The sequence below is a fragment of the Cohnella rhizoplanae genome (assembly GCF_948329515.1).
Lineage (GTDB): Bacteria > Bacillota > Bacilli > Paenibacillales > Paenibacillaceae > Cohnella > Cohnella rhizoplanae.
On record NZ_CAOJCN010000001.1, the window covers coordinates 200416 to 211890 of the forward strand.

General features: G+C 63.7%; 11 protein-coding genes. 10 read left to right on the forward strand and 1 reads right to left on the reverse strand.

Going from position 1 to position 11475, the window contains the following annotated elements:
- Position 1: 1 nt before the first annotated feature.
- From dnaJ to deoC, 9 genes are all read left to right on the forward strand, one after another.
- A complete protein-coding gene (gene dnaJ, locus PQG80_RS00885) occupies positions 2–1120 on the forward strand; it encodes a molecular chaperone DnaJ (RefSeq protein WP_271749232.1) in 1119 nt (372 codons plus the stop codon).
- A 273-nt stretch (positions 1121–1393) separates the two neighbouring features.
- Complete coding sequence (locus PQG80_RS00890; protein WP_271749233.1) at positions 1394–1546, forward strand: YfhD family protein; 153 nt, start codon at positions 1394–1396, stop codon at positions 1544–1546.
- 6 nt (positions 1547–1552) lie between these two features.
- Positions 1553–1903 (forward strand): hypothetical protein, encoded by a 351-nt coding sequence (locus PQG80_RS00895; protein ID WP_271749234.1) that lies wholly within the window; start codon positions 1553–1555, stop codon positions 1901–1903.
- Positions 1904–2245: 342 nt separating this feature from the next.
- The gene (gene tyrS, locus PQG80_RS00900) at positions 2246–3511 is read left to right on the forward strand and encodes a tyrosine--tRNA ligase (protein ID WP_271749235.1); all 1266 of its coding nucleotides are present in this window, start codon (positions 2246–2248) and stop codon (positions 3509–3511) included.
- A gap of 83 nt (positions 3512–3594) precedes the next feature.
- Complete coding sequence (gene prmA, locus PQG80_RS00905) at positions 3595–4602, forward strand: 50S ribosomal protein L11 methyltransferase (RefSeq protein ID WP_271749236.1); 1008 nt, start codon at positions 3595–3597, stop codon at positions 4600–4602.
- Positions 4599–5285, forward strand: coding sequence for a site-2 protease family protein (locus PQG80_RS00910; protein WP_271749237.1), 687 nt, complete (start codon positions 4599–4601; stop codon positions 5283–5285). The genes prmA and PQG80_RS00910 overlap by 4 nt, the downstream gene beginning before the upstream one ends.
- Before the next feature lie 209 nt (positions 5286–5494).
- Positions 5495–6280: an RsmE family RNA methyltransferase gene (locus PQG80_RS00915; protein WP_271749238.1), complete on the forward strand. Its 786-nt coding sequence runs from the start codon at positions 5495–5497 to the stop codon at positions 6278–6280.
- On the forward strand, positions 6273–7622 hold the full coding sequence (gene mtaB / locus PQG80_RS00920; RefSeq protein WP_271749239.1) for a tRNA (N(6)-L-threonylcarbamoyladenosine(37)-C(2))-methylthiotransferase MtaB: 1350 nt from the start codon (positions 6273–6275) through the stop codon (positions 7620–7622). The genes PQG80_RS00915 and mtaB overlap by 8 nt, the downstream gene beginning before the upstream one ends.
- A 17-nt stretch (positions 7623–7639) precedes the next feature.
- Positions 7640–8785 (forward strand): deoxyribose-phosphate aldolase, encoded by a 1146-nt coding sequence (gene deoC / locus PQG80_RS28840; RefSeq protein WP_334219799.1) that lies wholly within the window; start codon positions 7640–7642, stop codon positions 8783–8785.
- Between the two features lie 9 nt (positions 8786–8794).
- On the opposite strand, the gene PQG80_RS00935 is transcribed toward deoC, so the two are convergent.
- Positions 8795–9781 carry a Na/Pi symporter gene (locus PQG80_RS00935; protein ID WP_271749240.1) on the reverse strand — a complete coding sequence of 329 codons (987 nt, stop codon included), beginning with the start codon at positions 9779–9781 and terminating at the stop codon, positions 8795–8797.
- 119 nt (positions 9782–9900) lie between these two features.
- Between PQG80_RS00935 and PQG80_RS00940 the strand changes: the two genes are divergently transcribed.
- The gene (locus PQG80_RS00940) at positions 9901–11325 is read left to right on the forward strand and encodes a class I SAM-dependent rRNA methyltransferase (protein ID WP_271749241.1); all 1425 of its coding nucleotides are present in this window, start codon (positions 9901–9903) and stop codon (positions 11323–11325) included.
- Positions 11326–11475 lie beyond the last annotated feature (150 nt).

Genomic DNA, 11475 nt, shown 5'->3' on the forward strand with positions numbered 1-11475 from the left:
AGTGGCGGACAAAAAAGATTATTACGAGGTGCTCGGCGTCGGCAAGGGCGCTTCGGCGGATGAGATCAAAAAGGCGTACCGCGGCCTCGCCCGCAAGTATCATCCCGACGTGAACAAGGCGGACGATGCGGAGGCCAAGTTCAAGGAAGTCAAGGAAGCGTACGACACGCTGAGCGACGATCAGAAGCGCGCCCGTTACGACCAGTTCGGGCATGAGGACCCGATGGCGGGCATGGGCGGCGGACAGGGCGATTTCGGCGGCGGCTTCGGCGATATTTTCGATATGTTTTTCGGCGGAGGCGGCGGTCGGCGCGATCCCAACGCGCCTCAACGCGGCAACGATCTTCAATATACGATGACGATCGAGTTCAAGGAAGCCATCTTCGGCAAAGAGATGGACATTACGATCCCCCGGACCGAGAGCTGCGACCACTGTCACGGCAGCGGCGCCGAGCCCGGCTCCAAGGTCGACAACTGTCCGACCTGCCGGGGCACCGGCCAGCAGGAGGTCGCGCAGAACACGCCGTTCGGGCGCATCGTCAACCGCAGGACCTGCTCGACGTGCGGCGGCCGCGGCAAGATCATCAAGGACCGCTGCAAAGTGTGCAGCGGCAGCGGACAAGTAAAGAAGCAGCGCAAGATTCACATCAAGATTCCGGCCGGCGTGGACGACGGCTCGCAGCTTCGCGTATCTGGCGAGGGCGAAGGCGGTACGCGCGGCGGACCGGCGGGCGACCTGTACGTCGTACTGCGCGTGAAGGCGCATGATTTCTTCGAGCGCGACGGCGACGACATCTACTGCGAGGTTCCGCTGACATTTGCGCAGGCGGCGCTCGGCGACGAGATCGAGATTCCGACGCTGACCGAGAAGGTCAAGCTCAAGATCCCGGCCGGTACGCAGACGGGCACGTACTTCCGCCTCAAGGGCAAGGGCGTGCCGAAGCTGCGGGGTTACGGCCAGGGCGACCAGCACGTCAAGGTGACGGTGGTCACGCCGACGAACCTGAACGATGCGCAGCGCGAGCTGCTGCGGGAGTTCGGCTCCACCACCGGCGAGTCGACGCACGAGCAGCACCAATCGATTTTCGAACGCATGAAAAAAGCGATTTTGGGCGATTAAGGAAAGCCAGAAATGCGAAGAAGTCGTGCAAGCCATTCCTTCGGTCATGAATTTGACCTGAGGGAATGGCTTTTTTACAAGATTTGAACACGACGCATGTCGCAGCTGATTTCATCGCCTCTCGTGGTGAATGCGATTCGCCACGTTTCTCCGCGGCAGGTCGCATCTCCGTCGCTGCGGACCTCGCCACCCGCGCATAAGCCGCCGAAGTTCGCGCATCCTAGTGAGGCGACTGTATGATTTTTATTCGCCATAACGGGAGGATCAGCATCCATGGGCAAGCGGAACAAGAGCAACGAGCAGTTACCTGTGGCGAAGGCCGAGGACGTCGAATTCGCGGCGGATCGCGCGGACGCGGACGATCTGGAAGCGCAGCAGCGCGCGGATGAGGCCGACCGCCGGGCGCAGCAGTACGAAGGGACGTGAGCGGACGTGGACAAAACGACGCTTGAGGCCAGCTTCGACTCGCAGGAGGCGGCGGAGGCCGCCGTGCGCAAACTGACGGCGCTGCGCGGCGACCGGTTCCGTATGGAGAGCGCGGCCGCCGGCGCGGACTTCGGCGCCAAGGCGGGCCGGAAGGAAGCGATCGAGAGCGGCATCGCCAGCATCATGCTCTACGGCGCGGCGGAGCTCGAGGCGGCGGAGGAGCTGGGGACTGGCGCCGCTGAATACAATCCGGCGGCATCGAAGGCGTCCGCGATCCATCTGTCCGCGGACATTCCCGGCGAGTCCGTCGAGCAGGCGCGCAGAGTCATTCAGGATACGGGCGGCACGCTCGCTTAAATAGCGCGCACGGTTGACAGCGCCTGCTAATATGAATAAACTGTCTGTAAATCATATGCATTTACGTTGAAGGAATCAGTAGCTGCCTCGTCCCTGTCTCAGAGAGCCGGGGGTCGATGAGACCCGGCACACACGCAGGCCAGCGAATTACGTTCTGGAGTAACCCGGGTAATGCCGGGCGGCCTGGCGAACGATATCCCGCCGAGAGCGGCATCCATGGCGCGCGCGTCCGCGCGGCGTTCATCGGTGCAATTTGGGTGGTAACACGGTGGTCCAATCGTCCCTTTTGTCTATTCAGACAGGGGGCGATTTTTTATTTTCAGAAAGAAGGGGCGACTCACGATGAACATTATCGACGAACTCGAATGGCGCGACGCGATCAACCAGCAGACCGACGCGGAGGGGCTGCGCGAGCTGACTTCCCAGAAGGCGGTCTCGCTCTACTGCGGCGTGGACCCGACCGGGGACAGCATGCATATCGGACATCTGATCCCGTTCATGGTGCTGCGGCGATTCCAGCTGGCCGGCCACCGTCCGGTTATCCTGATCGGCGGCGCGACCGGTACCATCGGCGATCCGAGCGGACGCGCGACGGAGCGCTCGCTGCAGACGCTGGAGCAGATCCAGGCGAACGTGGAGGCCCTGGCGGCGCAGCTCACCAAGCTCTTTTTGACCGACGACACGAGCCATGCGCCCATGCGCATCGTCAACAATTACGACTGGACGCACAAGATTAACGTCATCGAGTTTTTGCGCGACTTCGGCAAGAACTTCAGCATTAACTCCATGCTGGCCAAGGACGTCGTTGCGAGCCGTCTGGACAGCGGCATCTCCTTCACCGAATTCTCGTACCAGATCCTGCAGTCGCTCGACTTCCTCCATCTGTACCGGGAAGAGGACGTACAGTTGCAGATCGGCGGCTCCGACCAGTGGGGCAACATTACGAGCGGACTGGATCTGATTCGTAAAAAAGAGGGTGCGGAAGCCAAGGCGTTCGGTCTTACGATCCCGCTCATGCTCAAGGCGGACGGCACCAAGTTCGGCAAGTCCGCGGGCGGCGCCGTATGGCTGGACCCGAACAAGACGACGCCGTACGAGTTTTACCAGTTCTGGGCCAATACCGACGATCGCGACGTCGTGAAGTACCTGAAGTACTTCACGTTCTTGTCCAAGGCGCGCATCGACGAGCTCGCGGAGAAGGTGCAGAGCGAGCCGCACAAGCGCGAGGCGCAAAAAACGCTGGCCGAGGAAATGACCCGGTTCGTGCACGGGGACGAACTGCTCGAGCAAGCCAAACGCATCACGGACGCGCTGTTCAGCGGCGACATCAAGGCGCTCACCGCCGACGAGATCGAGCAGGGCTTCAAGGAAATGCCGACCTTCGAAGCGACCCGCGAAGCGAAAAACATCGTCGACTGGCTCGTAGACCTGAAGATCGAGCCTTCCAAGCGTCAGGCGCGCGAGGACATCACCAAGGGCGCGATCTATCTGAACGGCGAGCGGGTCGGCGACCTGGAGCTGATAGTGTCCGAGAGCCACGCGATCGGCGGCCGGTTCGTCATCATCCGCAAAGGCAAGAAAAACTACAGTTTGGTCAGAATCGTCTAGCAAGTCCTTGCCCTCTCTTTGCTTCCCGTTCCGGGCTAGTTGTATAATGGGGGCTAACGAGAGTCGTCTAGGGGGAAACGGGATTGCGTTGGTTCGAAATTACGATCGTGGCAAACGAGCAAGCTCAAGAAATGGTCGCTCACTATATGCATGAATGGGGCGCCGGGGGCGTATCCATAGAGGAATCCTGGTCGCCCGACAAGCCGAGGGACACCTCTCTCGGGCAATGGTACGACAAGCCGCTGAACGACATACCGGCGGGCCTCGCGGTGATCGCCGGTTATTTTCCGGAAGACGTCTACACGGACGGGCTGGTCGCCGAACTGACCGCTCAGCTTCAAGGCCTGCCGGAGTTCGGATACGATGCGGGCGAGTTTACCGTGAAGACCCGCGAGGTGAACGAAGACGATTGGGCGCATGCTTGGAAAAAATACTTCAAGCCGCTTCAGGTTTCGGAACGGCTGACGATCAAGCCCACGTGGGAGGACTATACGCCGCGCGAGGACGAACTGATCATCGAGCTCGATCCCGGCATGGCATTCGGCACGGGGACGCACCCCACGACGGCGCTCTGCCTGCGCACGCTCGAAGGCGCGATTAGAGCGGGCGACACCGTCATCGACGTCGGCACCGGTTCCGGCATTCTGGCGATCGGCGCGATGAAGCTCGGCGCCTCCCGGGTGCTGGCGCTCGACCTCGATCCGGTGGCCGTCTCGAGCGCGACGGAGAACGTGAGGCTGAACGGGCTTCAGGATGACGTCGAGATCCGGCTCAGCGATCTGCTCGGCGTGCTGCAGGAGGGTGAAGACGGTTCGCCGAATGCTGGATACGCCGCCGGAACGTCGCGGGTCGTGCCTCCCGTCGATCTCGTCGTCGCCAACATTCTCGCGGAGATCATCCTGCTATTCATCGCGGACGTATTCGACGTGCTGAAGCCCGGCGGCATCTATATCGCCAGCGGCATCTACAAGAACAAGGAAGAAGACGTCGAGGCGGGGTTGCTCGCGGCCGGGTTCGAGATCGTGGACCGGGTGCGGCAGGACGACTGGATCGCCTTTGTCTGCGGCAAACCGAAGGGAGAGGACGAATGAGTTTTCTCTGGTTTCCCCTGAACGAGCTGCCCTTCGTCCTGCTGACGATGCTCGTCGCGTTCACCGTGCACGAGTTCGCGCACGCGTGGACGGCTTATAAATTCGGCGACCCGACCGCCTACGAGCAGGGCCGGGTCACGCTGAATCCGATGGCGCATCTGGATCTGTTCGGCATTCTGTTCCTGCTCGTGGCGGGCTTCGGCTGGGCGAAGCCCGTGCCGGTCCGGCGCAGCAGGTTCAGACGTCCGAGGGTGATGAGCATCGCGGTCACGGCGGCGGGTCCGATCAGCAATCTTTTGCTGGCTTTTATCGGACTATTCATTTACTTGCTGCTCGTGAAGGCGGGCGTGCTGGATCAGTTCGCGACGCAAGAGACCGTCTGGACGTTTTTCCGTTATTTCATTCCGATTAACGTCATGCTCTTTTTGTTTAATCTGATCCCGCTGCCGCCGCTCGACGGTTACCGCATCGTCGAAGAGTTCGCGCCGCTTCGCCTGCGGCTGAAGATGATGCAGTTCGAGCAGTGGGGAATGTTCTTATTTCTCTTATTCGTATTCCTGCCGCCTCTTAAAGCGGTGACGCTGACGCCGTTGTTCTCGCTCGGCGATCCGATGATTCACAACGCTACGATTTGGCTGGCGAAGCTGCTCCATATTACGGAACCGTTTTACGGTTTTGCATAAAGCTAACGCCGATTCGCTCGTAAGCATAGTCAGGCCATGAAATTGCCTTCGGGATCAAGTCTCGAGGGCTTTTTCGTTCCGGCATTCCGATCCCGCAGCCAGGTGCTGCCGCCGGGTCGCTTCCGGAACCCGCACTTGGCTAGCGCCGGATCGCGATTCGCGGTATGATGGACGGTGAAACTTGAATCGATCGTGGAGGCTTCAAGCGAATGCAGCGTTACTTTGTCGAGCCCGGGCAGATGAGCGGCGACGCCGTCGTGCTGCTCGGGGAGGATGCCAGGCACCTGGCTACAGTCATGCGGTCGAAGCCCGGCGACGAAATCATCGCCTGCGACGGATCGGGACGGGATTGCCTGGCAGAGATCGTAAATATAGAAAACGGCCGTATCGAGGCGCGCGTCCTGCGGGAGCTCGCGTCGGCGTCGGAGATGGCCTGGCGCGTCACGGTCGCCCAGAGCCTGCCGAAGGGCGACAAGCTCGAGACGGTCATCCAGAAGGGGACCGAGGCGGGCGCCGCCGCGTTCCTTCCGTTCGTCTCGAAGCGCACCGTCGTTCAATACGACGAGCGCAAGGAAGCGAAGCGGCTCGAGCGCTGGCGCAAGATTGCCAAGGAAGCCGCGGAGCAGGCGCATCGAAGCGTCGTGCCGGAGGTCGCGCAGGTCGCAGGCTGGAAGGCGCTGCTCGGCCGCATGGCCGACTTCGATCTCGCGCTGCTCTGCTATGAAGAAGAAGGACGCAGGGGGGCGGGCCTCAGGCCCGTCCTCGCCCGCTTCGGCAGCTCGCTGCCGGAGGGCCGCGAGGGAGCGCCCCGGCTGCTCGTCATCGTCGGCCCGGAGGGCGGCTTCGACGAGGACGAGGCTCGGCAGGCCGAGGCGGCAGGCGCGGTCTGCGTCGGGCTCGGCAGGCGCATCCTGCGCACGGAGACGGCGGCGCTGATGGCGCTCGCCGCGATCGGATACGAATCCGGAGAGATGGGGGAAGCTCGCCATGTCTAAGGTGGCATTTTATACGCTAGGCTGCAAGGTCAACTTCTATGATACGGAAGCGATGTGGCAGCTGTTTAAAAAAGAAGGCTACGAGCAAGTGGACTTCGAATCCCAATCGGCCGACGTGTACGTCATCAATACGTGCACGGTGACGAACACGGGAGACAAGAAGAGCCGGCAGATCATCCGCCGCGCCGTGCGGCGCAACCCGGATGCCGTCATCGCGGTGACGGGCTGCTACGCGCAGACGTCCCCGGCGGAGATTCTCGCCATCGAGGGCGTCGATCTGGTCGTCGGCACGCAGGACCGGGACAAGCTGATGACTTACGTCGCGGACATCCAGTCCGAGCGCAGGCCGGTCAACGCGGTGCGCAACATTATGAAGACGCGCGAGTTCGAAGAGCTCGACGTGCCGGATTTTGCCGACCATACCCGCGCCTTCCTGAAAATCCAGGAGGGCTGCAACAACTTTTGCACCTTCTGCATCATCCCCTGGTCGCGCGGCCTGTCGCGCAGCCGCAGCCCCGAGAGCGTGCTCTCGCAGGCGCGGCAGCTGGTCGCTTCGGGTTACAAGGAGATCGTCCTGACGGGCATCCACACGGGGGGCTACGGCGACGACCTGGACGGCTACCGGCTGTCGCATCTGCTCCGCGACCTGGACGGCGTGGAGGGACTCGAGCGCATCCGCATCAGCTCGATCGAGGCGAGCCAGATCGACGACGAGATGATCGCCGTGCTGAACGGCTCGCAGAAGATGTGCCGGCATCTGCACATCCCGCTGCAGGCCGGCGACGACGAGGTGCTGAAGCGCATGCGGCGCAAATATACGACGGCCGAGTTCGCGGACAAGATCCGGCGCATCAAGGCGGCGATGCCGGGCGTGGCGATCACGACCGACGTCATCGTCGGCTTCCCGGGCGAGACGGACGCGCACTACGAGCGTGGCTACCGGTTCATGGAAGAGATCGGGTTCGCGGAGATGCACGTATTCCCTTATTCCAAGCGCACGGGCACGCCTGCCGCGCGGATGGAAGATCAAGTGGACGAGGATATCAAGCACGAGCGGGTTCACCGCCTGATCGAGCTGTCCGAGCGCATGCAGACCGAGTACGCGTCGGGATGGGTCGGCGAGGTGCTCGAGATCATTCCCGAACGCGGCGAAAAAGGTCCGGCGGGCAGCGGTCTCATGAGCGGGCATGCGGACAATTATTTGAACGTCGTGTTCAAGGGAGACCCTTCGCTCGTCGGCAAGCTATGCCGCGTGAGAGTGATCGAGGGCGGAGCGAACGAATGCCGGGGCGAGCTAGTCGAGGCGGGCGCGGCAGGGCTTATGCCTGCGATGCAGGCTTGAATGGGAGGATAACAGAAATGTTGGAGATATCGGCAGGCGGCGTCGTATACAGGAAGAGCGGCGGCAAGATCGAGATACAGTTGATCGAGGACCGCTTCGGCAAGACGACGCTCGCAAAAGGAAAGATGGAGCCGGGCGAGACGATCGAAGAGACGGCGCTGCGGGAAATTCTGGAGGAGACGGGGATCCGCGGGGACATTCGCTCGCCGCTCTCCGTCATTCGTTATCAGTACGAGTCGGCTGAGCGCGCGACCGTGCAGAAGGAAGTGCATTACTATCTCGTGGAGGCCGGCGAAGGCACGCTGCAGGCGCAGGTCGAAGAGATCAAGGGCGTCGCCTGGTTCAGCCCGGAGGAGAGCTGGCGGCTGCAGCGCAGCGGCGGCTACGACAACAACGACGAGGTGCTGCGCGAGGCGCTGCGCCAGCTCGGCTTCGAGCCGCAGGACGGACAGCTTGCCAGCGCGGGGAGATACCCGCTCTGGGAGCCTGGACGGCCGATGGCGTCGTTCATCGATCATACTCTGCTCAAGGCGGAGGCGCGGACGGCCGATATCGAGCAGTTGTGCCGGGAAGCGCTCGAATACCAGTTCTACAGCGTGTGCGTGAACGGCAGATGGGTGCGCCTGAGCCGCGAACGGCTCGGCGGCACCAACGTCAAGGTATGCGCCGTCGTCGGCTTCCCGCTGGGCGCCGCGGCGACCCGGGCCAAGGCGTTCGAGGCGGCTGCGGCGGTAGAGGACGGCGCCTCCGAGATCGATATGGTGCTGTCCGTAGGCAAGCTATTGGACCGCGACTTCGAATCGGTCCAGCGCGATATATCCTCGGTCGTTCGGGCCGTGCAGGGCGGAGCGCTCGTCAAGGTGATCCTGGAGACCGGGGCGCTCACGGACGAACTGAAGCGCGAAGCTTGCCGCCTCTCGGAGGCGGCGGGCGCCGACTATGTCAAGACGTCCACGGGCTTCGGTTCCGGCAGGGCCACCGAGGCGGACATCCGACTGATGCGGGCTTCCGTATCCGGGCAGATCGGCGTGAAGGCGTCGGGCGGCGTCCGCGACGCGGCGACGGCCGAAGCGATGCTACTGGCGGGCGCGAACCGCATCGGCACCAGCTCGGGCATCGCCATCGTCGGCGGCAGCGCGCCGGCTGCGGCAGGCGCTTACTGAGCGCGGCCGTCAGGCGGCGTTCGGCATCGCGGGGCGCGCCGGTGGTTTGGTGAACAGGTAAGCGAGCGGCAGCGCCAGCAGCGAGCAGGCGACATTGAAGATCGTCTGCGCGTGCGCGATCTGGGCGGCTGCGTTGCCGGGCGCGAGGTAGGCGGCGGCCGTCAGAAGCTCGTGACGCAGCGGGTAGAAGAGCAGCACGCCCGCGACGTTGAGCGCGATCTGCGACAGGGCGACGAGCTTGCCTCCGCGGCCGCCGCCGAGCGAGACGACGAGCCCCGTCGCGCAGGTGCCGATATTGGCGCCTAGCACGATCGCGACAGCCGTGTCGGGGTCCATGGCGCCCGCCGACACGAAGCCCATCGACATGCCGATGACGGCGGCCCCGGAGTGGATGAGCGCGGTGAGCGCCGCTCCGCCGAGGACGCCGAGCGCGGGCTGCTGCGATGCCATGTCCATCAGCCGCTGGAAGGTGCCCTGCTGCTGCAGCAACGGGCCCATCGTGCGCAGCAGCGCGAAGCCGGCCAGCAGCAGCGCGAAGCCCGCGAGCACCGCGCCGCCGAACCGGCAGGCATCGTGCACGCGGCGCGGCATCGGCGGCAGCGCCCGCCATTCGCCGGATAGCAGCGACAGGAGCCAGAGACCGGTGCCCGCGCCCAGCAGGGGCAGTCCGTACCGGTGCAGTTCCAGGCTCATGAGCTCCGTCGTGAGGCAGGTGCCGACGTTGGTGCCGAGGAGGATGCCGAAGCATCGCGCGAACGGCAGGATGCCGCTGTTGACGAGTCCGATCGTGAGCAGCGTGACGGCGGTGCCGCTCTGCAGCAGCGCGCTGGACGCCGTGCCGAGGGCGAAGCCCCGGAGCGGCGTCGAGGTGGAGCGCGCGACGGCGGAGGCCATGCGGTCGCCCGCCCACTGCGACAGCGCCGCCTCCATGACCTTCATGCCGGAGAGCAGCAGCGTCAGTCCTACGATCGACAGCGAGATCAGATATAGCAGCATGTTATCGCTTCTCCTTTGGTTGCATAGCGGCGAACGCGCGGCGAGACAGGCGGGACCTGTCCGTATGGACCATCGTATGCATGAATCGCACAAGACATGATTGGGAAAGGGATGAGCGCATGCCGACAGACAACAAGCCGTACGCGGTCCTGAACCGTACTCGGCGGCCGCGGCTGGAGCTGGGGCACCCGTGGATCTTCGCGAACGAGATCGAGCGGACCGAGGGCGAGCCGGAGCCGGGCAGCCTGCTGGAGGTTCGCGATCACAGGGGACAATTTCTCGCCACCGGCTATTGGAATCCGGCTTCGCAGATCGCGATCCGCATCGTGGCTTACGGCCTGCTGGAACGGATGGACGAGGCCTTTTTCGAGGAGCGCTTCCGCGCATGCCTCTCCTTCCGCGAACGCTTCGCGCCCGGGGATGCGTCCTGCAGGCTCGTGTTCGGCGAAGCCGACTTCCTGCCGGGACTCGTCGTCGACCGGTTCGACGGCGTGCTCGTCGCGCAGGTGCTGACGCTCGGCATGGACAAGGCGCGCGACGCTTGGCTGCCGGCGCTGGTGCGCGTGTTCGCGCCTAGAGGCGTATACGAGCGCAGCGACGTCGGCGTCCGCACGCTCGAAGGCCTCGAGGAGCGCACGGGCGTCCTCTATGGGGAGTGCCCGCGTTATTTGCTGATCGAGGAAAACGGTCTGTCCGTGCAGGTCGACATCGAGGGCGGCCAGAAGACCGGATACTTCTTCGACCAGCGGGAGAACCGCGCGGCCATCGAGCCGCTGATGAAGGGCTGGGGCAAGCGCAGCGGCATCCAAGTCGAGGAGCGCGCCACGGAGGAAGGCGTCAGGCCGGTGCCCGTGAACGCGAATGGAAGCATCGTCACGTACCCATACTGGGACGGCGCTACCGTGCTTGAGTGCTTCGCGCATACGGGCAGCTTCACGCTGCACGCGTGCAAGTACGGCGCTAAGCGCGTCACCTGCCTGGACATCTCCGAGCACGGCATCGATACCGCCCGGACGAATGTCGCCCGCAACGGCTTCGAGGATCGCGTCGAGTTCGTCGTCGCGGACGCCTTCGAATATTTGCGCGAGCAGGTCAAGGGACGGGAAGAGCGCGCGGCTAGGGCCGGCGCCGCTCCCGAAGGCCTGTCGGCCAAGGGAGGCGGCAAGCCCGCGCCCAAGGTGGACACGTCGAAGCCGCTGACGAAGCAAGGACGCACATGGGACGTCATCATTCTGGACCCGCCTGCGTTCGCCAAGACCAAGCGCGCCGTGCCGGGCGCGATCCGGGGCTACAAGGACATCAACCTGCAAGCCATGAAGCTGATCAACGAGGGCGGATACCTCGTAACGGCGAGCTGCTCGTACCACGTGCGGCCCGAGCTGTTCCTGGAGACGCTGCTCGAGGCCGCGCGCGACGCGGGCAAGGTGCTGCGCCGCATTGTCTGGACCGGCGCGGGGCGCGATCATCCGCAGCTCGTCGGCGTCGAAGAAGGACATTACCTGAAGTTCGGCATCTTTGAGGTTCGCAGCCGCAAGGAGCTGTGAGGCGCCAGCGCGTCGGCCGTCCGTCCCCGGAGCAGCAGCGGGGCGGGCGGCCCGTTTTTTTAGGCGCGGTGCGAACGCCTGTGCGGGTCCGCGCCGGTGTGGTACAATAATCGCTAGAATCGGTTGCTAGAACGGCGAATGGCGTAACGA